Origin of the sequence: Streptomyces sp. NPDC051315 (genome assembly GCF_044455165.1) — a bacterium.
Classification (GTDB): Bacteria; Actinomycetota; Actinomycetes; order Streptomycetales; family Streptomycetaceae; genus Streptomyces.
Genome location: NZ_JBITEN010000035.1, coordinates 1 through 24,317 on the forward strand (window position 1 = coordinate 1; position 24,317 = coordinate 24,317).

Consider the following 24,317-nt stretch of genomic DNA (forward strand, 5'->3'; position numbering starts at 1 on the left):
CGTCGCGCGTTGGGCGTACGGCTGCCTGTCGGTAGCAGTGGAACGTGGCTGTGCAGCGCTGAGCGACGGGCTGCGCCGCACCGCCACGACCCGCTTCCGCCGTCTCGCGGGTGCCGGCCGCCGCAGCGCCACGGACCGCCGCGCGGGTCACCAGCGCGGCACGGACGGGGTGACCCACTGCGGGTCGGCGACCCGCATCGCCGCTGCGTCGTCCCGGTCACGCAGCGTGCCGTCGTCGTCGAGCCAGCGCCGGTGGAGGAGGTCCAGCCGGTCGCGGTCGAGTTCGACGCCGAGACCGGGTGCGTCCGGGACGGTGATCTTGCCCGCCTCGAAGGTGAGGCGTTCGGTCAGGACGTCCTCCGACTGCCAGGGGTAGTGGGAGTCGCAGGCGTGGTGGAGGTCGGGGACGGTGGCCGCGACGTGGGTCATGGCGGCGAGCGAGATCCCCAGGTGGGTGTTGGAGTGCATGGACACCCCCACGCCGAACGTGCGGCAGACGGCGGCGAGCTGCTGGGTGTTGCGCAGACCGCCCCAGTAGTGGTGGTCGGAGAGGACGACCTGGACGGCGTTCTTGGTGAAGGCCTCCTTGATCTCCTGGAAGGTCGTCACGCACATGTTGGTGGCGAGCGGTACGTCGGTGCCCGCGGCCACCTCGGCCATGGCGGGGGTGCCGAGCGCCGGGTCCTCCAGGTACTCGAGGACGTCGCCGAGTTCCTCGGCGACCTTCAGTGACGTCCGCACCGACCAGGCGCCGTTGGGGTCCAGGCGGAGGGGGTGGCCGGGGAACGCCTCGGCCAGGGCGCGGACGGCCGCGATCTCCTCGTCCGGCGGGAAGACGCCGCCCTTGAGCTTGAACGACGTGAAGCCGTACCGCTCCGTGAACCGGCGTGCCTGTGCGACCACCCCGGCCGGGTCCACGGCGGCGCCCCAGTCGTCCCTCTCGCAGGCCACGCCCTCGGGATGGTCCGCCCACCGGTAGAAGAGGTAGGCGCTGTACTCGACGGCGTCGCGCACCTTGCCGCCGAGCAGGGCGTGCACGGGCAGGGCGAGTGCCTTGCCGAGGGCGTCGAGGCAGGCGACCTCGAAGGCGGAGACGACGGACAGGCGCAGCTTGTCGGCGGTCTGGACGCCCCGCAGGCCACCGACGTCGACCTGGCCGGAGACCCGTGACCGGTCGACGTCCACCTCGTCGGCGACCGCGAACAGACCGTTGAGGTCGCTGACCCGGCGGCCGGTCAGGCCGTCGGCGAAGGGCCGGGCGAGTTCCAGGTACTTGGTGTCGCCGTAGGTCTCCCCGACGCCCGTGGTGCCGTCGGCCGTCACCACCTCCACGATCAGCCGCGGGGTGTACGGCTGGTGCACGCCCTGGGTGTTCAGCAGCGGCGGGTCGGCGACCAGGATGGGGGTCAGCCGTACCTCGGTGATGGTCAGATCGCGGGTCACGGGGTGGCTCCTACGAGGTCGAGTCCGGTGGTGAGGACGGTCCTGAGGTCGGCCAGGTCGGCGGCCGACGGGTCGGTGAGCGGGGCGCGCACCGGTCCGACCGGACGGCCGCGCAGCCGGGCCGCGGCCTTGACCAGGGACACGGCGTAGCCGGGGACCCGGTCACGCAGTTCGACGAGGGGGACGTAGAAGTCGCGCAGCAGCCGGTCGGCGGTCTTGTCGTCGCCGTCAAGCAGGGCGGCGAAGAAGGCGTTCGCGATCTCGGGGGCGAAGGCGTGGACGGCGGAGGAGTAGGCGGGGACGCCGACGGTGGCGTAGGCGCGGGCCTGGATCTCGGCGGTGGCGGCGCCGTTGAAGAAGAGGAAGCCCTCGGGGGCGGCGAGGGTGAGGCGCTGGAGGCGGTCGAGGTCGCTGTGGCCGTCCTTGAGGCCGATGACGGTCGGGATCGCGGCGACGCGCCGGAGCGAGGCGGCGGTGAGGGCGACCTGGCCGCGCTGGTAGGCGATGAGCGGCAACCGGGTGCGGGCGGCGATGTGCTCCAGCTGGGCGACGAGGCCGTCCTGGGGGGCGGCGACCAGGTAGTGCGGGAGGACGAGGAGGGCGTCGGCGCCGGCCTCCTCGGCGATGCGGGCGAAGCGGACGGCCTGCGCCCAGCCGTAGCCGATGCCGGCGACGACGGGCACACGGCCGGCCGTCTCCCGGACGGCGAGGCTGACCACCTGGCGGTACTCGTCCTCGTCGAGTGAGAAGAACTCGCCGGTGCCGCAGGCGGGGAAGACCGCGCCGGGGCCGGCGGCGAGCTGGGCGGCGAGGTGCGCGCGGAAGCCGTCGGGGTCGAGGGAGCCGTCGTCGCGGAAGCTGGTCAGCGGGAACGACAGCACCCCTCGCACCATCCCCTCCGCCAGCCGTCGCGTCACGGCCGCCGTCTCCGTACCGGTGTCGGGACTCACCCTGACCATCTCCCTATGTAGACGGTATCCATGTATGAAGATGGAGATTAGATAGGTGAACTGCCGCCGTCAATGGCCCGGACGGCGAGCCACCGGCCCGGACTACGATCGGCGCATGCCGGAGACAGGGGACGGGGGCGGAGTCCGCGAGGTGAAGTCCGCGGCGCGCACGGTCGAGCTGCTGGAGCTGCTCGCGGCGCGCGGGGACCGGCCGGCGCGGCTTCAGGAGCTGGCGGACGAGCTGGGCGTGCCGCGCAGCTCGATGTACGCGCTGCTGCAGACCCTCATCGGCAGGGGCTGGGTCCGCACGGACGTCACCGGCTCCCTCTACGGCATCGGCATCCACGCCCTGCTGACCGGCACCAGCTATCTCGACTCCGACCCGCGCGTACGGCTGGTGCGGCCGTACCTCGACGAGGCGTCCGAGGCACTGGGAGAGACGATTCACCTGGGGCGGCTGGACGGTCGGGACGTGGCCTACCTGGCGACCCGCGAGTCGCACGAGTACCTGCGCACGATCAGCCGCGTCGGGCGGCGGCTGCCCGCGCACGTGGGCGCACTGGGCAAGGCGTTGCTGGCCGAACGCGCCGACGAGGAGCTGCCCGAGGGGCCGTACGAGGCGCTGACCCCGCACTCGCACACCGACCGCGCGTCACTGCTGGCGGATCTCGCCGGGGTGCGGGCCCGCGGCTACTCCGTCGACCGCGAGGAGGGCGTCCTCGGCATCGTCGGCTTCGGGTTCGCGTTGCGCTACGAGGTGCCCGCGCAGGACGCGATCAGCTGCTCGGTGCCGGTGGCCCGGCTGACGCCGGAGCACGAGGCGCGGATCGTCGCGGTGATGGGGGAGATCCGGGCGAAGATCGAGGCGACGATGCCTGGGGCGGGCGGAGCCGTCAACTGGCGCTGAGGGCGCCTCGTTTACCCGTCCTGCCGCACGCCAAACGCGAAGTGATCCACATCACCCGGCCCGCGCTTTGCTGCGCACCACGTGCTTGATACAAATTGGCCGCGCGTTCCTGTCCGTCGACGGTCGGCGCTCCTCCCCCTCGAGCCGCTTCTTTCGCATGCCCTGGAACGCCCGTGTTCTCCCCCCGCACCACTCCCTGGCCCCTCGTCGCCCTTTTCACGGCCGGCTACCTCGCCCCCTATCTGCTGCCGACCGTCGTCGGCCGGCTGGACGCGGGGCTGCCGCTGTCCGCCACCCAGGCCGGTGCCGTCGGCAGCGCGCTGCTGCTGAGTTCGGCGTCGGCCGGCTTCGCCCTGGCCTCGCGCGTCGAGCGGATCGGGGCGCGCGCCCTGGCCCGGATCGGGCTCACCCTGGCCGTCCTCGGATACGGCGGCGCCGCGCTCGCCGGGAGCGTACCGGCGGTGGTCGCGGGCGCGGTCCTCGGCGGGTTCGGCTCCGGTACGGCCACGACGGTCGCCGCCACCCGGATCGCCGCCCAGCCCGACCCGCACCGCGCCTCCACGCTCGGCCTGCTCGGGGTCTCCGCGCTCGCCGGCGCGGTCTATCTGACGGTCCCGCACCTCGGCGCGGGGCACGGGCAGCCGCTCGCCGCGATCGCGCTCACGGCCGTCGCCGTCTGGCCGTTCACCGACCGCCTCCCGGGCCGTGCGGCTCCGGCGCCGGCCCGGCACGACACCGCCGCCTCCCGCCGCCTTCCCCAGCTGCGCTCCGGGCTGGTCCTGGCCGCGGCGATGCCCTGCTGGTCCCTCGCGCAGAACTCCCTGTGGGGCGTCAGCGGGCGGATCGGCCAGACGCAGGCCCACCTCGGTGAGGCCACCGTGGGCGCGGTGTTCGCGGTGGCGCTGGGGGCCGGGCTGCTCGGCGTCCTGGGTGCGGGGGCGCTCGGGCCGCGGCTGGGGCGGGCGGTGCCCATCGGCGGCGGCACGGTGCTGATCGCCGGGTGCATCGTGGTGAGCGCGTCGGCGACCGGGCTGGGGAGCTTCGCGGCCGGTGAGATCGCCTGGAACGCGCTGTACCCGATCGTCCTGTCGTACCTGATCGGACTGGCCGCCTCCCTCGACCCGCGCGGGCGCTGGGCGGTGCTGGTCGGCTCGGCGTCCTCACTGGGGACGGCGGCGGGACCGCTGACCGGCAGCGTCCTCTCGGCGCAGGCCGGGTTCCCGGCGATGGGGCTGGTCCTGGGCGCCGGGCTCCTGGTCGTCGCCGTACCGATGACCGCCGTGGCGCTGCACACCGGCGGCCGTCCCCTGCTGCCCGGCGCGGTCCGACGCCGCGGCGGCACCCCGGCCGCCGTGGTCGCCGTCTCCCCCGGCACGCCGAGCGGCACCGCGGTACCGCAGGTCGGCGCCCCCGAGCAGCCGGTGGTCGACATCCCGCTGAACACCCCGGCCACCACCCGCGACGCCTACGACACGGCGGGCCCGCGCCGGGCGGGCGGCACGGCGGGGGCCGGCGGCTGAGCCCCCGGCCCGGCCGGCGGCCGGGCCGTCCCCCTGTCGGGCCCGGGTGCCCGCCCCGGCCGGTCGAGGCCGTGCCGGGGCGGGGCGGGCGGTCACGGGGTTCGGCGCGCTGTCCGGGCACGGCGGTGGAGGTACCAGCCCGTTGCCGTGAGGAGGAGCGCCGTGCCCACCGCCGTGCCGATCGTGGCGCCGGTGGCGGCGAGGCTGCCGCCGCCCGTCGTGGCCGGGGCGGCCGTTCCCGTCGTACCGGAGGTGCCGCCCGTGGTGCCGGACGTGCCCGACGTGCCGGACGTCGCGCCGCCGGACGTGCCGCCGGTGCCGGCCGAACCGTCGTCGTCGGTGTCGACCGGGGCCTGGCCCACGAAGGCGACCGGGACCTTCACGTCCTGGGACCGGTCGCCGGAGAGGGTGTGGTCGGCGCGGGTGGCCAGGACGCACCTCGCCTTGAAGCAGTCGGTGAACTCGTCCCTGGCGTCGACGGTCAGCTCGACCGAGAACGTGCCGCCGGCGCCGTACGGGGTCGCGAGGCCCTCGCCGTAGTCCGGCGGGTCGGAGGAGATCCACGCCGAGGAGTGGGAGGCGCCGGTCATGTCGACGCCGCCGACGCACGGGGTGGGCAGTTCGCCGGCGCCGTTGTCGACGCACAGGGCGACGTAGATGCCCTTCTTCACGTCGTAGCCGGAGCCGGTGACCTCGAGGGCCTGGTTCTCGGTGGCGAGGTTGTTGACCGGCGTGACGGTGAGCCTCTGGCCCGCCGTACCGGTGACGGTCTTCGTGCCGGACGCCTCGGTGTCCTCGCCGTCGCCCCCTCCGGTGCCGCCGCCGTCGCCGCCGGACTCCTCGACGGTGAGCGTGACCGGGGCGGTGCGGGTCGTCCCCGCCGGGTTCGTGAACTCGGCGCGGTACCGGTGGCCGTCGTGCGCCGCCCGCGCGGTGAACGCGTACGCGTTCTTCGTCGCGCCCTCGATCACGGACCAGGTCTGGCCGCCGTCCGGGCTGACCTGCCAGCGCACGGTGGGCGCCGGGGTGCCGTCGGCCGCCGCGACGAGCGTGACCTCGTCGCCGGGAGCGGCGGTCCGGTCGGTCGGGGACTGGACGACCCTGGGGGACATCCGCAGGTCGTACCTGAGGACCTTGCTCTCCGCGGCCCTGGTCAGGTAGACGGACGTGGCGCCGGGGGCGACGGCGACGCCCGCGTAGGTGCCCACCCGGACGCTGCCCGGCAGGGCGACCGCGGCGGCCGCCGGCTGGAAGGTCGCGCTGTCGAGGATCTGGAGGGACCCGGTGTTGTCCGTGGTGCCGTCGGAGACGTCCTCCCGCAGCACGAAGGCCCGCCCGGTGGCCTTGTCGAAGGCCGCCGCCATGGGCCGGTCCGCGCCCGTCAGCGTGGTCAGCTTCCTGCCGTCCCTGTCGAAGACGAGCACGGACGTGCCGTTGCCCACCCAGACGTTCCCGGTCGCCGGGTCCGGCTCGACGAAGGTGAGGACGTCGGCCGGGAGTTCGGCCGTGGCGGTGACGTCGAAGGTGGCGGTGTCGACGCGGCGCAGCACCGGCTCGCCCTCGGCGGTGCCGGCGGACCAGGCGGCGTCGTGGGCGGCGTCCACGCCGAGTGCGCCGCCGCCCTCGAGGGTGACCGTGTCCTCGACGGTGCCGGTGGCGGTCTCGACGCGGCGCAGTTCGGGTCCCGCCGCGATGAGGACGGTGGAGGTGTCGGCGTCCTGACCGACACCGGTGTACGACGCGCCGTTGGCCCAGATGCCCCGCGCCACCGTGTCGCCGGCCTTGGCGGTGCCGATGCCGCGCAGCGGGTAGTGGAAGACGACGCCGTCGCCGGGGAGCGGGGCGATGATCCGGCGGACCACCCGGGCGGCCATCGCGCCGTTCGCGCCCGGGGCCTGCGCGATGTGGCCGAGGGCCTTGCCGTTCTCGGCGTCGAGCACGTACAGGCCCTGTTCGGCCACGGTCGAGGTGTCGGGGATGTCGTCCGCGCCGACGTACAGCTTTCCGGAGTCGGGATGCAGCAGCAGGTCGAGGGGGCGGCCGGCGGCGGTCGTGAGGAACTCGGTCTCCTTCGCCGCCACGTAGGTGACGGTGCCGGCCGGGACGTCCACGCCGTCGCCGCCGTCGTCCCCCTCACCCGGGTCCTGGCCCTCGAAGGTGAGGGGGATGCGGACGTCCTGGGAGCGGTCGCCGGCGGCGTTGTGGTCGACCCGGGTGACGACCGAGCAGGCGACCTGGAGGCAGTCGAGGCCGCCGTCCTCGGCCTCGACGGTCAGGTCGACGTCGAAGGTGCCGCCCTCGCCCCACCGGACGGCGACCGAGCCGGCGCCCTCGTCCGAGGCGTCTTTGGGGATGATCCACGCCGAGGCGCCGCTGCTTCCGCTCTGGTCGGCGCCGCCGAGGCAGGGGGTGGGGACGCGGTCGTCGCCGTTGTCCTTGCAGACGGCGACGTAGATGCCCTTGGTGTCGTCATAGCCGGCGCCGGTGACGCGCAGCTTCTCGCCGTCCGGGTCGAGGTGGGCGGAGGCGGAGACGGTGAGCGTCTGGCCGGCCTTGCCGAGGGCGGTCCTCGGGGTGTCGGCGGCCTGCGCCGCCGGGCCCACGGTGACCGCCGTGGCGGCGGCCGCCACCAGCGCGGCGGCGCCGAGCAGCGCGGGGGTGCGTCTCGGCCGCGGCCCGGCCGGCCGCCCCGGCCGCCGACGGGCGGTCGTCTCGTCTGCTGTCATGGGGAGTTCCTCACTGGTCGGGTGCGTCCGGCACCGCGGTCACGAGAGCCGGGCCCGCCCGCGGGGGCCCGGTGCCGGCGGGCGGCTGCCGGACGGTGACCGGGATGTGGACGTCGGCTGGTTCCGCGACGGTCGGACGTGCCGGTACGGGCCGGCCGGGGAAGGCCGGCCCGTGCACGGGCCGGAGCGGCGAGCCCCTACTGGAAGGTGATCGGGACGTGCACGTCGTACTTGCGGTCGCCGCTGTCGAAGTGGTCCGCGCGGGTGACGACGGCGCACTCGACGTCCTGGCCGCAGACGCTGCCGTCGTCAAGGGTGGCCTTGACGTAGATGCTCACGTCGAAGGTGCCGCCGGTGCCGAACTTGGAGCTGTTGGCGAACATGCCGCCGAAGAGGTTGTTGACCCAGTGCGAGGCGCCGGTCGAGCCGTTCTCGTCCTGGCCGCCGAGGCAGGGGGTGGGCTTGGTGTCGCCCGGGTCGCCGTCGACCACGCACAGGCCGACGTAGACGCCCTGGCCGGTGTTGAAGCCGGAGCCGGTGACGTTGATGACCTGGCCGGCGGCGGAGGCCGTGTTCGGGGCGGTCACCGACAGGTTGTAGGTGGTACCGCCGTCGACGGTCGTGCGGGTCGAGGTGGCGGCGGAGGCGGAGGTGGCCAGGCCCAGGGTCAGGGCGGCGGAGGCGGTGACGGCGAGGGCCGCGCGGGCGGCGGTGCGGGGGGTGGGGACTCTCATGGGAGTGCCTTCCTGTCCGAGTGAACTTAGGTTAGGCAAACCTAAGTATGAGCTCGGGGCGTTTGTCAACGGACTGCGGAACCCCAACTGGGCTGTGCCACAGGCGGGTTGGGCGCACCGAGGAGCGGACCGACCGGTCCGCTCCTCGGTGCGCGTTCCCACGGCGCGGACCGCCGCTCAGACGGCCTCCTTGACCTCGAACACGGCCCCGGCGACGCCCCGTTCGCCGCTCACGGCGGTCAGGTCCACCGCGTGCTCGCCCGCGACGGCGTTGGTGTACACGGGGAAGGTCCGCGCGACGCGCCCCTCGGCGTCGGCCACCGCCTGGTAGCGCGTGTCGCCGTCGATCGCGACGAGCACGACGGCGCCGGGCGCGAAGCCCGTGCCCGTGACGGTCTGTTCGCCGCCCGCGGCGAGCAGGGGGTGGGCCACGGCGGCGGCGGGTTTCTCCTCCGGTGCGGGCCGCGGCGGCTCCGTGCCCGGAGCCGCCTGCGGGGTCGCGTCGGCGCTCGGCCCGAAGACCGTCCCGACCGTCACGTCCCACTCGCCCAGTCCGTCCCCGGCCGCGAACGGGCTCCCGCTCCAGGCGGACAGCAGCGCGGCCCCGTCCTCGGTGAGGGAGGCCCGCAGCCCGGTCCAGGTCACCCCGGCCACCCGTACGGCGGGCCCGGCGCCGGGCGCCGCCACCTCGGCCAGCGCCAGCTCGTCCGCCCGGCCGTCGACGACCGTACGGGCGTACAGCGCACCCTCGTCGCCGGTCAGCTCCAGGCGCAGTCCGGCGAGCACGAGAGGCCGCTCCGCCGGACCGTCGAGACGCGCCGCGCCACCCAGCTCCACCTCGGCGACACCGCTCCCGGGACCGGCGTCACCCCTCACGACGGGGAACCGGGCACCGCCCGCCGCCTGGACGGCGGGTGCGGTGACCCCCAGTGAGACACCCCGCCCGGCCAGCTCCCCTTCCGCCGTGGACCAGTCGACATGCCCTGCCGGCACCTCGCGCGCCGGCGGCTCCCCCGCGGTCCGGTCCTGTGCGACCGCCGCGCCCGGACCGCACAGCGCGAACAGGGCGCCGGCCACCAGGGCGACGGCGCCGGGTCTCTTCGTCATCTTCTCTTCTCCCTCGGGGACATGAGGTCGTGTCAGCTCGCGGGCGGTGCGGCCGTACGGCGCCGGCGCGCCCAGAACCAGGTGCCGGCGCCGGCCGCGAGCAGCCCGGCCGCGGTGAGCCCGAGCGGCAGCGCGAGGTCGGATCCGGTACTGGCCATCGAGCCGTCGGAGGCCCTGGTCGCGCCGTCGTCGCCCGACCCGCCGGTCGCACCCGACCCGGCGGTCGCGCCCGGCCCAGCCGCCGTGCTCGGCCTCGGCGTCGCCGACGAGGAGCCGGAGCCGCTCCGCGCGCCGCCCGCGGTCCCGAACGTCACCGGGACGCGGACCGTCTGGCTCTGGTCCCCGCCCCGGGTGTGGTCGTTGCGCGTGATGACGGCGCAGGTCACTCCGGCGGCGGTGCAGTCGGTGTTGGCATCCTTGGCGCGCACCTTGATCTGGACGCTGAAGGTGCCCTGGTGCCCGCTGCCGCCGTAGGGCTTCGCCAGCCCCTCGCCGTAGGAGGGCGGGTCGGAGGAGACCCAGACCGAGGCACCGGACTCGCCGGACATGTCGACTCCGCCGACACAGGGCGTGGGCGTCTTCCCGGCGCCGTTGTCGACGCAGAAGGCGACGTAGATGCCCTTCTCGGTGTTGTAGCCGGAGCCGGTGACGGTGACCGTCCCGCCCGCCGCGGCCAGGCCCGTGGACTGGGAAACGGTGAGTTTCTGACCCTCCGGGCCCGTCGCCGAGGCTCCCGCCGCCACCGCCGGCGAGGCCGCCGGGAACAGCAGGGCCGTCGCCGCGGCCACCGTGAGGAAACCGCCAACTCCACGGCCACGCAAGCCACTTGCCGAGGTCATGAAACACCTCCACCACGCGAAACTAAGGGAAGGCTAACCTAAACTATTGCTCAACAGTGGGCCAGACGAGTGGAAGGGAACGGCGATGCGCGGATCCGGGAGAGGGCCGTCCGGCAGACACCTGGCCGCCCTCGGTCTGGCACTCGCCCTGCTGACGGGGGCGTGCGCGAGCGGCGGTACGGGGACCGGCGGAGCGACGGACGCCTCACCGGCGTCCGCGAGCGCGCGGGCCGCCGCGGCCGGGAAGCAGCTGGCGAAGAACACGGTCGTACCACTCGAAGGCGAGTCGCCGACACCGAAGTTGCCGGTCACCGTCGACTCCTCGGACGGACGCGAGGTCACCGTGACCGACGCCTCGCGCATCCTGCCGCTCAACGGGGGCGTCGCGGAGATCGTGTTCACGCTCGGCCTCGGCGACCGGGTCGTCGGCCGGGACATCACGGCCACCTTCGCCGAGGCGAAGAAGCTTCCCCAGGTCACCAAGGCGCACGACGTGAGCGCGGAGAGCGTGCTGTCGCTGCGGCCGACGGTGGTGCTCGCCGACACCGACACCGGACCCGAGGAGGCCGTGCAGCAGATCCGGGACGCCGGGATCCCGGTCGTCGTCCTCGACCCGGCGACGAAACTGTCCGACGTCACCACCCGCACCACCCGTATCGCCGAGGCTCTCGGCGTCCCGGAGGCCGGCAGGGCGCTGAACCGGCGCATGAGCGACGACCTGGCCGCCGCCCGCGCGGGCGTACCACGGGGCAGCAGGCCCAAGGTCGCCTTCCTCTACCTGCGCGGCAGCGCGGCCGTCTACCTGATCGGCGGCAAGGGTTCCGGAGCCGACTCGCTGCTGGAGGCGGCGGGCGCGGAGGACGCGGGCACGGCGGCCGGCCTGGACAAGCCGTTCACCCCGATCACCACCGAGGCGCTGGCCCAGGCACAGCCGGACGTCATCCTGATGATGACCAAGGGGCTGGAGTCGGTCGGCGGCCTCGACGGCCTCCTCCGGATCCCCGGCATCGCCCAGACCCCGGCCGGCATGAACCGCCGGGTCGTCGACATGGAGGACGGCGTACTCCTCGGCTTCGGCCCGCGCACACCCCTCGTCATCGACATCCTGGTGGACCGGATCCACCGGGCGTGACCAGTGCCCCGACAGGAAACGTCCGTCCCGTCGCGTGCGCCCGGCCCGCACTCGCGCCGCACCGGGCACAAGCCCACGTACGTCCGGTCCGAGGGCCTTGCACCCGGCACGCCGAGCAGGCACCGGACGCCGCTCCTTCACGGGCGGACGCGGCCTGCCGGGGCGCTAGAACTCGTACGCGTCCACCTCGGCGAGGCAGCGCGCCCGCCGCTCCTCGTCGTCCTCCAGGAAGGAGGCGACGAAGGAGTTGCGGGCGAGCTCCCGCAGCCGCTCCTGGCTCAGGCCGAGAGCCGCCCGTACGGCGTCGAAGTTGTCGCCGACGTAGCCGCCGAAGTAGGCGGGGTCGTCGGAGTTGACCGTGCAGACCAGCCCGGCGTCGAGCATGGCGGGCAGCGGGTGCTCGGCGAGGGCGTCGACGGCGCGCAGCCGGACGTTGGACAGCGGGCACAGCGTCAGCGGGATCCGCTCGCGCACCAGCCGCTCCACCAGCGCCGGGTCCTCCATGCAGCGCAGCCCGTGGTCGACGCGCTCGACGCCGAGCAGGTCGAGGGCCTCGGTGATGTACTCCGGCGGCCCCTCCTCCCCGGCGTGCGCCACCCGCCGCAGCCCGAGCGCGGCGGCCGCCTCGTAGACCTCGCGGAACTTCACCGGCGGGTGCCCGACCTCGGCCGAGTCGAGGCCGATCCCGGTGATCCGGTCGAGGTACGGCTCGGCGGCCTGCAAGGTCTCCATCGCCGACTCCGCGGACTGGTCGCGCAGGAAGCACAGGATCAGCCGCGTGGAGACGCCGTGCCTCTCCTCGCTGCTGCCCAGCGCCCGCCACAGGCCTTCGACGACCGTGCCCATCCCGACTCCCCGGGCGAGGTGGGCCTGCGGGTCGAAGAAGATCTCCGCGTGCCGCACGCCCTGGGCGGCGGCACGGGCGAGGTAGGCGTTCGCGAGGTCCTCGAAGTCCCGCTCGGTGCGCAGGACCGCCATCAGCTCGTAGTACAGGTCCAGGAAGGACTGGAGGTCCTCGAACCGGTAGGCCTCGCGCAGCTCGTCCGTGTCCGCGTAGGGCAGTGTGACCCCGTTGCGGGCGGCCAGCTCGAACGCCAGCTCGGGCTCCAGGGTGCCTTCGACATGCAGGTGCAGTTCAGCTTTGGGGAGGGGCATCAAAGCATCGTACGGGTGGTTTACCTCCGTTTCGGAACCGGCACCCGCAGAAGGTCGTAGGCCACCGTCAGCTCGCCCTCGAACCCGGCCGCGCGCGCCTGCCGCTCGAACTCGTCCGGCTCGGTGTAGCGCTGGCTGAAGTGGGTGAGCACGAGATGCCGCACGCCGGCGTCCCGGGCGACCCGGGCCGCCTGACCGGCCGTCAGGTGCCCGTGCTCGATGGCCAGTTCCACGTCGTCGTCGAGGAAGGTCGACTCGATGACGAGCAGGTCGCAGCCGTCCGCCAGCGCGTGCACCCCGTCGCACAGCCGGGTGTCCATGACGAACGCGAACCGCTGCCCGCGCCGCACCTCGCTGACGTCCTCGAGGGTGACCCCGCCGAGGGAGCCCTCCCGCTGGATCCGGCCGACGTCGCGGCCCGTGATGCCGTGCGCGGCGAGCCGGTCGGGCAGCATGCGGCGGCCGTCCGGCTCGACCAGCCGGTAGCCGTAGGACTCGACGGGGTGGGAGAGCCTGCGGGCTTCCAGCGTGTACGAGTCCGTGACGGCCAGCGGCCCGTCCGTGTCGACCGGGGCCTCGGTGATGCCGACGGTCTCGCGGTAGGCGGTGGCGTAGCGGAGCCGGTCGAAGAAGCGCTGCCCGGAGCGCGGGTAGTGGGCGGTGACCGGGTGCGGGACCTTGTCGAGGTTGATCCGCTGGATGACCCCGGCCAGGCCGAGGGAGTGGTCACCGTGGAAGTGCGTGACGCAGACGCGGTTCAGGTCGTGGGCGGCGACCCCGGCCCGCACCATCTGGCGCTGGGTGCCCTCGCCGGGGTCGAAGAGGATGCCCTCGCCGTCCCAGCGCAGGAAGTAGCCGTTGTGGTTGCGGTGCCGGGTCGGGACCTGGCTGGCGGTGCCGAGGACCACCAGTTCACGGACGGACACGGCGGCCTACCCGGGAGGCCAGTGCAGGCCACGGCCGCCGAGGACGTGCGCGTGGGCGTGCCAGACGGTCTGGCCGGCGCCGCTGCCGGTGTTGAAGACGATGCGGTAGCTCTCCAGCTTCTCGTCGTCGGCGACCGCCTGCGTCTCGCGCAGGACGTCCGCGGCGAGCTGCGGCGCCTCGGCGGCGAGGGCGGCGGCGTCCACGTGGTGTGCCTTGGGGATCACCAGGACATGCGTCGGTGCCTGCGGGTTGATGTCCCGGAAGGCGAGCGTCGTCTCGGTCTCCCGCACGATCGTCGCCGGGACATGCCCCTCGACGATCTTGCAGAACAGGCAGTCGTCCTGCGGCTCCCCTGACATGCGGCCTCCTCCGGGTGGTGATCGCGTACGGGGGCATCGTAGCGAGCGTCCGGTCGGTCCAGTCCGTCCGGCGCCCGAGGGCGGGGTGCGTTCGGGGCCGGAGCGCGGGCCCGGGGGCGGCAGCCCCCGGGCCGGTCGCGCCCACGCCGGGTGGGCTACAGCCCCGGCACCGGCGGAGCCGTCTTCGCGGGCGTCTCCTCCAGGGCGAGCAACGCCAGCCGCACCGCCTCGTCCAGCTGCACGTCCCGCCCCGCGGCGGCGTCCTGCGGCCGCACCACCACCTCCACGTCCGGATCCACGCCGTGGTTCTCGACCCCCCAGTCGAACCCCTCCAGCCAGATCGCGTACTTGGGCTGGGTGACCAGAGTCCCGTCCACCAGCCGGTACCGGCTGTCGATGCCGACGGTCCCGCCCCACGTCCGGGTGCCGACCACCGGCCCGAGCCCCAGCGCCTTGACCGCCGCGTTGACGATGTCCCCGTCGGACCCGGAGAACTCGTCGGCGACCGCCACCACGGGCCCCCGGGGCGCGTCCTCCGGGTAGCTGACCGGCCGCATCCCGCGCGGCACGTCCCAGCCGACGATCCGCCGCGCCAGTTTCTCCACGACCAGCTGGGAGGTGTGCCCGCCCCGGTTCTCCCGCACGTCGACGACGAGGCCCTCGCGGGCCACCTCGATGCGCAGGTCACGGTGGATCTGCGCCCAGCCGGAGCCGACCATGTCGGGCACGTGCAGATAACCGAGCCGCCCGCCGGACTTCTCGTGCACGTACGCCCGCCGGTCGGCGACCCAGGCGTGGTAGCGCAGCGCCTCCTCGTCGTCGGTGGGGACGACGACGGCGTGCCGCGGCTCGCCCCCGCCGGACGGCGAGACGGTCAGCTCCACCGCCTTGCCCGCCGTCCCGACGAGCAGCGGCGCGGGCCCGGTGACCGGGTCCACCGGATGCCCGGCGACGGCGACGATCGCGTCGCCGGCGCGCACGGCGACGCCGGGTGCGGCGAGCGGGGACCGGGCGTCGGGGTCGGAGGTCTCCGCGGGCAGGACGCGGTCGATGCGCCAGCTGCCGTCCTCGTGGCGGGAGATGTCGGCGCCGAGCAGGCCCTGGCGGGGGCCCCGGCCGTGACCGCCACGGGGTATGACGTAGGCGTGCGAGGTGCCGAGTTCGCCGTGCACCTCCCACAGCAGGTCGACCAGGTCGTCGTGGGTCGCGACGCGGTCCAGGACGGGCCGGTAGCGGTCGAGGACGCCGTCCCAGTCGACGCCGCCGAGGTCGGCCCGCCAGAAGTTGTCGCGCATGATGCGGCCGGTCTCGTCGTACATCTGCCGCCACTCGGCGGCCGGGTCGACGGTCTGGCGGACGCGGCCGAGGTCGACGGTGACGTTGGTGTCGCTGTCCTCGTCGCCGGAGGCGCGCCGGTCGCTGGGGACGACCCTGAGCTTGCGGTCGGACCACAGCAGCAGCCGTTTGCCGTCGCCGCTGACCTCGAAGTCGTCCACGTCGGTGGCGAGGTGCTCCAGGCGCTGCTGGGCCAGGTCGTAGCGCTCCAGCTCGGTGTGCGGGTCGGGGTCGTCGGGGGTGGCGCGGGAGGCGCCGAGGACACCGCGCACCGGGTGGCGCAGCCAGAGCACGCCGTCCTTGGCGGCGCGCAGCCCGGAGTAGCGGCCGGCCTCGACGGGGAAGGGGATGATCCGGTCGGCGAGGCCCTCGAGGTCGATGCGGGTGGCGGGGGTGCCCTCGCTGTCGGGCGTCTCGTCCTTGTCGGGTGCCTCGAAGGGGCGGCCGTGCCGCTGCGGCCCGAACGGCGAGGGCGTGGTGGCCGCCAGCGTGATCAGGTGCGGGCGGGCGCCGGCGACGAAGGAGAGGTCGAAGGCGTGCTGGTCGTAGACCGGGTCGAAGGCGCGCGTGGACAGGAACGCGAGGTGCTTGCCGTCGAGGGTGAACGCGGGCGCGTAGTCACGGAAGCGCAGCGGGGTCGCCTCGGTGACCGACAGGTCGGTGGTGTGGGCGAGCTTGAGCTGGCTGAGCGGGCGCGGGCCGGGGTGCGACCAGGCCAGCCAGCCGGAGTCCGGGGAGAAGACCAGGTCGCCGACCTCGCCGTCCTCGCTGCGGTCGACCTCGCGGACCTCGCCGGTCTCCCGTTCGACGAGCAGCAGCCGCCCGTCGTGCGCGGCGACGGCGGCCCGGCTGCCGTCGGGTGCCATGGCGAGCTCCAGGACCCGCCCGAGCCGCCCGGCGGCCAGCCGGCGCGGGGCGGCCCCCGGTGCCGGTCCGGTGGCCGGGGCGAACTCCAGGGCGTCCTCGCCCTCGGCGTCCGTCACCCACACCACCCACTCCTCGCCCTCCGCGCGGAAGGTGCGGGGCATCCGGGCCCGCACGCCGGGTTCGGCGGCGAGCGCGCGGGCCGGCCCGGAGCGGTGGGTGACCCAGTGGACGGCGCCACGCACCTCGACGGCGCTGCCGCGCGCGGTGTGGTCGGGAGCGGCCGAGCCCAGCCAGCGGGCGGCGGGCACCGGACGCGGCCGCCGGTCGGTGCGCTGCCCGCCGAGCCGCACGTCGAGCCGGCGCGGCTCGGCCCCGTCGAGGTCGTCGAGGATCCACAGCTCACCGGCGCAGACGTAGACGACGCGTCGGCCGTCCCCGGCGGCGTGGCGGGCGTAGAAACCGTCGAGGGGCGTGTGGCGGCGCAGGTCGGAGCCGTCGGCGAGGGAGGAGTACAGCGCCCCGGTGCCCTCGTGGTCGGACAGGAAGGCGATCCTGTCCCCCACCCACACCGGGTACTCGAGGTTGCCGTCGAGCTCCTCGTGCAGCCGCACGAACTCCCCGTCGCCCTCCGCGTCGATCCGCAACTTGCCCGCCGTACCGCCCCGGTAGCGCTTCCAGTGGGCGGCCTCGCGGCCCATGGTGGCGGACAGCAGCACGGTGCGCGGGCCGTGGGCGACGGCGCCGACGGGCCCGTACGGCAGGGTGGTCGCCGGTCCGCCGTCGAGCGGGACGGCGCGGGCCCAGGTGCGGCGCGCACTCGCCTGGTCGTGGGCGCCGAGCGCGAGGACGTGACCGTCGGGGGTCCAGCCGCGCACCTGGGTGCGGTGACCGCCCCAGTACGTCAGCCGGGTGGAGGGGCCGCCGTCGACCGGGGCGATGTGCACCTCGGGTGCGCCGTCGCGGGTGGAGGTCCAGGCGACGGTGGTGCCGTCGGGAGAGACGCGGGGCAGGGAGACCGGCACGTTGTCGGCGCTGACCCGCCAGGCGCGTCCGCCGTCGAGGGGCGCGAGCCACACGTCGTCCTCGGCGGTGAAGGCCACCAACTCGCCGTGCAGGTGCGGGAACCGGAAGTACGCAGCAGGCGTCGCGGACTGTGTCACGCGATCACTCTAGGCAAGGGCGGGGGCCGCGGCCAGGGCTTCCGGTCCCTTGCCCCCTGCTCACTTGCCCTCGGCGGGCCCGCAGCCCGGGTCGCCCGGGCACCGGACGGTCTCGGTGACCGTCACGGTCACCGTGGGCCGTCCCGGCTCCGCCGTCCCCCCGGAGCCGGGCGGGTCGACGGGCGAGGGCGTCGCGGACCTGCAGTCGCCGAGCCCGCCGACCCGGAACAACTGCTTGTTCCCCACGTCCGCCTTCAGGTCGCCCCGCACACAGGAGCCGTCGACGGCGCGGGTGACCTGCCCGTCGACGGTGATGTCCCGCCCGTCGCCGGTCTCCCCCTGGCAGCCGACGGAGGCGACGGTCTCCTCGCCGGCGTCGCTCCCGTCGCGGTCCCCGTAGTCCGCGGTGCACGTCAGCCACCGCACGTCCACGTCCCGCCGCTCTATCTCGGCCGTCGCCGTCTCGTCGGTGGTGTACGCCACGGTCGTGGCACTCAGCCCACCGGGCTCACAGGCCACGGCCCCGCCCACGGCCACGACCGCGAACCCCGCGACGGCCGTCGCGCGCATCCGGTGCGCCCGCGGCCGCATCCGTCTCGAAGCCCCCATGGAAGGCAGCCTGCCACCGCCCCGCCGACCGCGGTAGGGCACATACCGCCACTCGTCGCCCCACTCCCGTGAACCCCTGCGCGACCACCGCCGCCTCCGCGCCCTCACCGTCGACGACGGCACCACCCACCTGTGGACGGTCCGTCACCGCCACGGGGACGGCGCCGGCTGCCGAGAGACCCTCACCCCTCCACCGCGACGGCGTGCGCACCCGGATCGTCTTCCGGGGCGGTGACGGACGCTACGCCGGGGGCGCGTACGCGCACTCGGGCGGCGTGGGCGCACTCGGGCGGCGTGGGCGCACTCGGGCGGCGTGGGCGACCGCCACCACCTCAACCTGCACGAGCCCGGCACGGTCCGCGCTCTCGTCGACGAGGCCCGCCGACGCGGACTGCTGCCCCAGGCGGGTGAGTTGGACGGCTCGACGCTGTTCGGGGCCGCGGCCGTCGGCCGCGCGGCGCCGGCCGCTCCCGGCTGAGCGGGCGGGCGGTCGGGGTCAGGACCAGCGGCCGGTCCGGCCCAGGACCAGGGCCGCGGCGGCCGTCCCGGCGGTCGAGGTGCGCAGCACGCTCCGCCCCAGCCGGTACGCCTTCGCGCCGGCCTCCTCGAAGAGCGCCAGCTCCTCGGGGGAGACGCCCCCTTCGGGCCCCACGACGAGCACGATGTGGCCCGCGCCGGGGAGTTCGGCGGTGGCGAGCGGCTCACTGCCGTAGTCGCGGTCCTCGTGGAGTACGGCGGCGAAGTCGGCCTCCGCGAGGAGCGCCGCGACCTGCCGGGTGGTCGCCGCGTCGGCGACCTCGGGGAAGCGGACCCGACGGGACTGCTTGCCGGCCTCACGGGCGGTGGCCCGCCACTTCGCGAGCGCCTTGAGTCCGCGGTCGCCCTTCCACTGCGTGATGCAGCGGGAGGCGGCCCACGGCACGATCGCGTCGACGCCGGTCTCGGTCATCGTCTCGACGGCCAGCTCGCCCCGGTCGCCCTTGGGCAGCGCCTGTACGACGGTGAGCCGGGGCGACTCGGCGGGCTCCTCCACCACGTCCTCGAGGCTCACCACCAGCCGGTCCTTGCCCTCGGCCGCCACGACCTCGCCGTGCGCCCAGCGGCCGGCCCCGTCGGTGAGGACGACCGCCTCACCGGCCCGCAGCCGCTTCACCGAGACGGCGTGCCGCCCCTCGGGACCGTCCAGGACGAACTCGGTCCGGCCGGAGGGGAGTTCGTCGACGACGAAGACCGGAGCCGTCATCCGCGCCCACCCCGCTCCGACAACGCTGTCCGTGCCGCGTCGAGTTCGGCCGTCAGCACCTCCACCAGCTGCCCGGCGGGCAGCTCGCGGGCCATCCGGTGCCCCTGCCCCGCCCACAGCGCCATGCCCTGCGCGTCGCCCGCCTTGGCGGCCGCCTTGCGCAGTGGCGAGGTGAGGTGGTGGACCTCCGGGTAGGCGGCGGGCGCGTACGGGCCGTGCTCGCGCAGGAAACGGTTGACCAGGCCGCGCGCCGGGCGGCCGGAGAAGGCCCGGGTCAGCTCGGTGCGCACGTACAGGGGGTTCGTCAGCGCCTGCTTGTGCACGGCGGCCGCGCCGGACTCGGGCGTCGCGAGGAACGCGGTGCCCAGCTGGGCCGCGCCCGCGCCCGCCGCGAGGACCGCGGCGATCTGGCTGCCGCGCATGAGGCCGCCGGCGGCGACCAGCGGCAGGCTCACGGCCTCGCGGACCTGGGCGAGCAGCGACAGCAGGCCGATGCCGGAGCCGTCGTTCTCCGGGACGTCCCGGTGGGTGCCCTGGTGGCCGCCGGCCTCGACGCCCTGCACGATCACGGCGTCGGCGCCGGCCCGCTCCACGGCGAGGGCCTCCTCGGCGGTGGTCGCGGTGACCAGCGTGAACGTTCCGGCGCGGCGCAGCGAGTCCAGCGCGTCCGGGGTGGGCACGCCGAAGTGGAACGACACCACCGGCACCGGGTTGTCCAGCAGCACCGCGAGCTTGGCGTCGTAGCCGTCGTCCCGGCCGCTGTCCGGGTCGCCCAGCTCGGTCTCGTACCAGGCGGCCTCACCGGCGAGCTGGTGGGCGTAGACCTCGACGGCGCCGGTCTCCGCGTACTCGGGCTGCGGCATGAACAGGTTCACGCCGAAGGGCCGCGCGGTGAGGCTCCGCAGCTGCTTGATCTCCTGGTACATGCCGTCGGCGGTCTTGTACCCGGCGGCGAGGAACCCGAGCCCGCCGGCCTCGGACACGGCGGCGGCGAGCTGCGGGACGGAGACGCCGCCCGCCATGGGGGCCTGCACGATCGGGTGGGGGAAGAGATCGGTCAGTGCGGAGGACATGACGGCATGTTGTCACGTCCTCCGAACAAGTCCGAATCGGGCCTTCCCCTTGGCGCGGGCCGGTGCTTCCGCGGCGCCGGGCCGGTGACATCAGTGCTTCCGGCGGGTGGACGGGACCCGTCCGGCGGCTGCGGACCGATCCGCCGGGCGTTCGAGGACCGGGCCCGTCCGGCGGGTGAGGACCAGGCCGGTCCCGCGTTCGGAGGGCGAGGCCCGTCCGGGCTGGAGCGGGGTCCGGAGCGAGGGGTGCGGAGCGGGCTCCGGGGGCGGCAGCCCCCGGCGAGGTCCGCCCCGGCGCCGGGTTCCTTGCCCCGCCCCGGTCCGCGCGGCGTCAGCGCCCGTTGAACGCGTCCTTCAGCCGGGAGAACAGCCCCTGCTGACCCGGCTGGAACTGCCCCTGGGGCCGCTCCTCGCCCCGCAGCTTGGCCAGCTCCCGCAGCAACCGCTCCTGCTCGACATCGAGCTTGGTCGGCGTCTGCACCTCGACGTGCACGATGAGGTCACCGCGCCCGCCGCCGCGCAGATGCGTCACGCCCCGCCCGTGCAGCGGGATCGACTGCCCGGACTGGGTGCCGGGCCGGATGTCGACCTCCTCCAGGCCGTCCAGCGTCTCCAGCGGCACCTTCGTGCCGAGGGCCGCCGCGGTCATCGGGAGGGTGACCGTGCAGTGCAGGTCGTCGCCGCGCCGCTGGAACATCGGGTGCGGCAGCTCGTGGATCTCGACGTAGAGGTCACCGGCCGGACCGCCGCCCGGACCGACCTCGCCCTCGCCGGCGAGCTGGATGCGGGTGCCGTTGTCGACACCGGCCGGGATCTTGACCGTGAGCGTCCGGCGGGAGCGGACCCGCCCGTCGCCCGCGCACTCCGGGCACGGAGTGGGCACCACGGTGCCGAAGCCCTGGCACTGCGGGCAGGGCCGCGAGGTCATGACCTGGCCCAGGAAGGACCGGGTCACCTGCGACACCTCACCGCGACCGCGGCACATGTCACACGTCTGGGCGGTGGTCCCCGGCGCCGCGCCCTCACCGCTGCAGGTGGCGCAGACGATCGCCGTGTCGACCTGGATGTCCTTCGTCGTGCCGAAGGCGGCCTCGTCGAGGTCCACCTCCAGCCGGATCATCGCGTCCTGGCCCCGGCGGGTGCGCGAGCGCGGCCCGCGCTGGGACGCCGTACCGAAGAAGGCGTCCATGATGTCGGAGAAGTTCCCGAAGCCGCCCGCGCCGAAGCCGCCCGCGCCACCGCCGCCGGCCTGCGAGAGCGGGTCGCCGCCGAGGTCGTAGACCTGCTTCTTCTGCGGGTCCGACAGCACCTCGTAAGCGGCGTTGATCTCCTTGAACCGCTCCTGGGTCTTCGGATCTGGGTTGACGTCCGGGTGCAGCTCGCGTGCGAGCCGCCGGAAGGCCTTCTTGATCTCTTCCTGCGACGCGTCGCGGCGCACGCCGAGAACGGCGTAGTAGTCCGTGGCCACTTACGACTCCGCCAGGATCTGTCCGACGTACCGTGCCACTGCGCGTACCGCTCCCATCGTTCCCGGGTAATCCATGCGGGTCGGTCCGACCACGCCGAGCTTGGCGACTGCCTCGCCGCCCGAACCGTAGCCGACCGACACCACCGACGTGGAGTTGAGTCCCTCGTAGGCGTTCTCGTGGCCGATGCGCACGGTCATGCCCGAATCGCCCGCCTCGCCCAGGAGTTTGAGGAGCACGACCTGCTCCTCGAGGGCCTCCAGGACGGGCCGGATGGTGAGAGGGAAGTCATGTGCGAAGCGGGTGAGATTGGCGGTGCCGCCGATCATCAGCCGCTCCTCGTTCTCCTCGACGAGGGTCTCCAGCAGGGTGGAGAGCACCGTCGAGACCGTGCCGCGGTCCTCCGCCTCGAAGGCGTCCGGCAGGTCCTCCACCAGACGCGGCACGTCCGTGAACCGGCGGCCCGCGACCCGGCTGTTCAGCCGCGCGCGCAGATCCGCCAGCGAGGCCTCGCCGAACGGGGCCGGACAGTCCACCATCCGCTGCTCGACCCGGCCGGTGTCCGTGATCAGCACGAGCATCAGCCGGGCGGGCGCGAGCGACAGCAACTCCACATGCCGCACGGTGGACCGGGTCAGGGACGGGTACTGCACGACGGCGACCTGCCGTGTGAGCTGCGCGAGCAGCCGTACCGTCCGCGCCACGACGTCGTCGAGGTCGACGGCGCCGTCGAGGAAGTTCTGGATGGCCCGCCGCTCGGGGGCCGTCATCGGCTTGACGCCGGCCAGCTTGTCGACGAAGAGGCGGTACCCCTTGTCCGTGGGGATCCGCCCCGCGCTGGTGTGCGGCTGGGCGATGTACCCCTCGTCCTCCAGGGCGGCCATGTCGTTGCGGACCGTCGCCGGGGAGACGCCGAGGTTGTGCCGCTCGGTGAGCGCCTTCGAGCCGACCGGCTCCTCGGTGCCCACGTAGTCCTGGACGATGGCACGCAGTACCTGGAGCCGTCGTTCACTCAGCATGCGCGCACACCTCCAGCACGTCGTCCCCTTGGCGCCTCACCTGGCACTCGTCCGTTCCGAGTGCCAGCGTTCCCCGGCCCAGTGTACGGCCGTGGGGTACGCCCGGGGCAAGGTCGGTCCCGTCGCACCGCGCCCGGAGGGGGTGTCCCGCTAGCGTCGCGGTATGACGGTGACTTGGGAAGAGCTCGGGTGGGAGCGGGTCGCGACCGGGGTCGGGCGGTGCCGGCTGCCGGTGTGGGACTGCACGGCGGGGCTGGTCGTCGGGGCGGACGCCGCCCTGGTGATCGACGCGGGGTCGAGCCTCGGGGAGGGGGCGCGACTGCGGATGCAGGCCGAGGAACTCGCCGGCCACCGTGTGACCCATCTCGCGCTGACCCACCCCCATTTCGATCACGTCCTGGGGGCGGCGGCGTTCGCGGGCGCGGAGGTCTTCGCGGCGGTGGGCGCGGAGTCGGTCCTCACCCGCAAGGGCCGCGGGGCGGAGGAGCTGCGCGCGGACGCGGTGCGCCACGGTCTCGACGAGACGGCGGCGACGGAGGCCGTGGACACGCTCGTCCGCCCGCGCCACCTGGTCTCCGGCGAGTGGACCCTCGACCTGGGCGCCGGCCGGCAGGTCCTGCTGGCGAACGTGGGCCCCGGTCACACGGCCCACGACCTGGCGGTGCTGGTGCCGGGCTCGCCGGAGGTGGTGTTCTGCGGCGACCTGGTCGAGGAGTCGGGCGAGCCGCAGGCGGGCCGCGACGCCGTACCGTCCCAGTGGCCGGCCGCCCTGGACCGCCTCCTCGCCTTCGGCGGCGAGGACGCGCTGTACGTGCCCGGTCACGGGGCGGTGGTGGACGCGGCGTTCGTCCGGGCGCAGCGGGACGCGCTGGCGGCCCGTTTCGGCGTGTCGCCGTGACCGCGGCCGGGCTTCTCCTATCGTCATCCGAATGCGCCAGTACTCCGCCGACCTGACCCCTCCCTGGAAGAAGCCGCAGCCCGTCCCCGAGGTCCCGGCGGAGCCCGGCCTGGTGGTGGAGGAACCCGGCACCGGCTTCTGCGGCGCGGTGATCCGCTGCGAGGCGGGCACGGTCACCCTGGAGGACCGCTTCGGCAAGCACCGGGTGTTCCCGCTGGAGCCGAGGGGTTTCCTGCTGGAGGGCCGGGTGGTGACCCTGGTGAGACCTCCTGCCGGTCCGGTACGTCCCACCCGTACCGCCTCCGGTTCGGTCGCCGTCCCCGGCGCGCGCGCCCGGGTGGCCCGCGCCGGCCGTATCTACGTCGAGGGCCGGCACGACGCCGAGCTGGTGGAGAAGGTGTGGGGCGACGACCTGCGCGTCGAGGGCGTGGTCGTGGAGTACCTGGAGGGCGTGGACGACCTGCCGTCGATCGTGGCCGAGTTCGCGCCGGGCCCGGACGCCCGGCTGGGTGTCCTGGTCGACCACCTGGTGCCGGGCACGAAGGAGTGGCGGATCGCGCGGTCGGTGACGAGCGAGCACGCGCTGGTGGTGGGCCACCCGTACATCGACATCTGGGAGGCGGTGAAGCCGTCGTCCGTCGGTATCGAGGCGTGGCCCCGGGTGCCCAAGGGCCAGGACTGGAAGACGGGGGTGTGCCGGGCGCTGGGGTGGCCGTCGGACAACACCGGGGCGGTGTGGCAGGCGATCCTGAAGCGGGTGGGGTCCTACAAGGACCTGGAGCCGGAGCTGTTGGGGAGGGTGGAGGAGCTGATCGACTTCGTCACGGCGCAGCCGTGAGGGGCGACGG

At 74.4% G+C, this 24,317-nt stretch carries 21 protein-coding genes; 6 read left to right on the forward strand and 15 right to left on the reverse strand.

Annotated elements, in window-relative coordinates; translation table 11 throughout:
• Nucleotides 1-147: 147 nt before the first annotated feature.
• Together ACIBBD_RS38240 and ACIBBD_RS38245 are read right to left on the reverse strand one after the other, a co-directional pair.
• On the reverse strand, nt 148-1,443 hold the full coding sequence (locus ACIBBD_RS38240) for a glucarate dehydratase family protein (RefSeq protein ID WP_399424557.1): 1,296 nt from the start codon (nt 1,441-1,443) through the stop codon (nt 148-150).
• Nucleotides 1,440-2,336 carry a 5-dehydro-4-deoxyglucarate dehydratase gene (locus tag ACIBBD_RS38245; RefSeq protein ID WP_399424597.1) on the reverse strand — a complete coding sequence of 299 codons (897 nt, stop codon included), beginning with the start codon at nt 2,334-2,336 and terminating at the stop codon, nt 1,440-1,442. Before ACIBBD_RS38245 ends, ACIBBD_RS38240 begins: the two co-directional genes overlap by 4 nt.
• Nucleotides 2,337-2,508: 172 nt before the next feature.
• On the opposite strand from ACIBBD_RS38245, the gene ACIBBD_RS38250 reads away from it, so the two are divergent.
• Entirely contained in the window at nt 2,509-3,300 is a 792-nt protein-coding gene (locus ACIBBD_RS38250; RefSeq protein ID WP_399424559.1) for an IclR family transcriptional regulator, read from the forward strand.
• Nucleotides 3,301-3,473: 173 nt separating this feature from the next.
• Nucleotides 3,474-4,820 carry an MFS transporter gene (locus ACIBBD_RS38255; RefSeq protein WP_399424561.1) on the forward strand — a complete coding sequence of 449 codons (1,347 nt, stop codon included), beginning with the start codon at nt 3,474-3,476 and terminating at the stop codon, nt 4,818-4,820.
• A 92-nt stretch (nt 4,821-4,912) separates the two neighbouring features.
• Here ACIBBD_RS38255 and ACIBBD_RS38260 read toward each other — a convergent pair whose 3' ends face one another.
• From ACIBBD_RS38260 to ACIBBD_RS38275, 4 genes are all read right to left on the reverse strand, one after another.
• Nucleotides 4,913-7,546 (reverse strand): immunoglobulin I-set domain protein, encoded by a 2,634-nt coding sequence (locus ACIBBD_RS38260; protein WP_399424562.1) that lies wholly within the window; start codon nt 7,544-7,546, stop codon nt 4,913-4,915.
• A gap of 197 nt (nt 7,547-7,743) precedes the next feature.
• Nucleotides 7,744-8,280, reverse strand: a complete 537-nt coding sequence (locus ACIBBD_RS38265; RefSeq protein ID WP_399424564.1) for a hypothetical protein — start codon at nt 8,278-8,280, stop codon at nt 7,744-7,746.
• Between the two features lie 177 nt (nt 8,281-8,457).
• Nucleotides 8,458-9,387, reverse strand: a complete 930-nt coding sequence (locus ACIBBD_RS38270; RefSeq protein ID WP_399424565.1) for a hypothetical protein — start codon at nt 9,385-9,387, stop codon at nt 8,458-8,460.
• A gap of 32 nt (nt 9,388-9,419) precedes the next feature.
• Entirely contained in the window at nt 9,420-10,226 is an 807-nt protein-coding gene (locus ACIBBD_RS38275; RefSeq protein ID WP_399424567.1) for a hypothetical protein, read from the reverse strand.
• 85 nt (nt 10,227-10,311) lie between these two features.
• On the opposite strand from ACIBBD_RS38275, the gene ACIBBD_RS38280 reads away from it, so the two are divergent.
• Nucleotides 10,312-11,358: a hemin ABC transporter substrate-binding protein gene (locus ACIBBD_RS38280; RefSeq protein ID WP_399424569.1), complete on the forward strand. Its 1,047-nt coding sequence runs from the start codon at nt 10,312-10,314 to the stop codon at nt 11,356-11,358.
• 165 nt (nt 11,359-11,523) lie between these two features.
• On the opposite strand, the gene ACIBBD_RS38285 is transcribed toward ACIBBD_RS38280, so the two are convergent.
• From ACIBBD_RS38285 to ACIBBD_RS38305, 5 genes are all read right to left on the reverse strand, one after another.
• Nucleotides 11,524-12,513, reverse strand: coding sequence for an adenosine deaminase (locus tag ACIBBD_RS38285; protein WP_399424570.1), 990 nt, complete (start codon nt 12,511-12,513; stop codon nt 11,524-11,526).
• 20 nt (nt 12,514-12,533) lie between these two features.
• Nucleotides 12,534-13,439: a ribonuclease Z gene (locus tag ACIBBD_RS38290; protein WP_399424572.1), complete on the reverse strand. Its 906-nt coding sequence runs from the start codon at nt 13,437-13,439 to the stop codon at nt 12,534-12,536.
• Between the two features lie 6 nt (nt 13,440-13,445).
• Nucleotides 13,446-13,799 (reverse strand): histidine triad nucleotide-binding protein, encoded by a 354-nt coding sequence (locus ACIBBD_RS38295; RefSeq protein WP_399424574.1) that lies wholly within the window; start codon nt 13,797-13,799, stop codon nt 13,446-13,448.
• A 155-nt stretch (nt 13,800-13,954) separates the two neighbouring features.
• Nucleotides 13,955-17,161, reverse strand: coding sequence for a S41 family peptidase (locus tag ACIBBD_RS38300; protein ID WP_399424576.1), 3,207 nt, complete (start codon nt 17,159-17,161; stop codon nt 13,955-13,957).
• Between the two features lie 60 nt (nt 17,162-17,221).
• Nucleotides 17,222-17,770, reverse strand: a complete 549-nt coding sequence (locus tag ACIBBD_RS38305; RefSeq protein ID WP_399424578.1) for a hypothetical protein — start codon at nt 17,768-17,770, stop codon at nt 17,222-17,224.
• Between the two features lie 313 nt (nt 17,771-18,083).
• Here ACIBBD_RS38305 and ACIBBD_RS38310 point away from each other — a divergent pair, with 313 nt between their 5' ends.
• Entirely contained in the window at nt 18,084-18,248 is a 165-nt protein-coding gene (locus ACIBBD_RS38310) for a hypothetical protein (RefSeq protein WP_399424579.1), read from the forward strand.
• A gap of 18 nt (nt 18,249-18,266) precedes the next feature.
• Here ACIBBD_RS38310 and ACIBBD_RS38315 read toward each other — a convergent pair whose 3' ends face one another.
• The 4 genes from ACIBBD_RS38315 to hrcA form a co-directional block, all read right to left on the reverse strand.
• On the reverse strand, nt 18,267-19,013 hold the full coding sequence (locus ACIBBD_RS38315; protein ID WP_399424581.1) for a 16S rRNA (uracil(1498)-N(3))-methyltransferase: 747 nt from the start codon (nt 19,011-19,013) through the stop codon (nt 18,267-18,269).
• The gene (locus tag ACIBBD_RS38320; protein WP_399424582.1) at nt 19,010-20,086 is read right to left on the reverse strand and encodes a nitronate monooxygenase; all 1,077 of its coding nucleotides are present in this window, start codon (nt 20,084-20,086) and stop codon (nt 19,010-19,012) included. Before ACIBBD_RS38320 ends, ACIBBD_RS38315 begins: the two co-directional genes overlap by 4 nt.
• A gap of 331 nt (nt 20,087-20,417) precedes the next feature.
• The gene (gene dnaJ / locus ACIBBD_RS38325; RefSeq protein WP_399424584.1) at nt 20,418-21,554 is read right to left on the reverse strand and encodes a molecular chaperone DnaJ; all 1,137 of its coding nucleotides are present in this window, start codon (nt 21,552-21,554) and stop codon (nt 20,418-20,420) included.
• Entirely contained in the window at nt 21,555-22,571 is a 1,017-nt protein-coding gene (gene hrcA, locus ACIBBD_RS38330) for a heat-inducible transcriptional repressor HrcA (protein WP_399424586.1), read from the reverse strand.
• A gap of 163 nt (nt 22,572-22,734) precedes the next feature.
• Here hrcA and ACIBBD_RS38335 point away from each other — a divergent pair, with 163 nt between their 5' ends.
• On the forward strand, nt 22,735-23,469 hold the full coding sequence (locus tag ACIBBD_RS38335) for an MBL fold metallo-hydrolase (protein WP_399424588.1): 735 nt from the start codon (nt 22,735-22,737) through the stop codon (nt 23,467-23,469).
• Between the two features lie 31 nt (nt 23,470-23,500).
• On the forward strand, nt 23,501-24,307 hold the full coding sequence (locus tag ACIBBD_RS38340; protein WP_399424590.1) for a DUF3097 domain-containing protein: 807 nt from the start codon (nt 23,501-23,503) through the stop codon (nt 24,305-24,307).
• Nucleotides 24,308-24,317 lie beyond the last annotated feature (10 nt).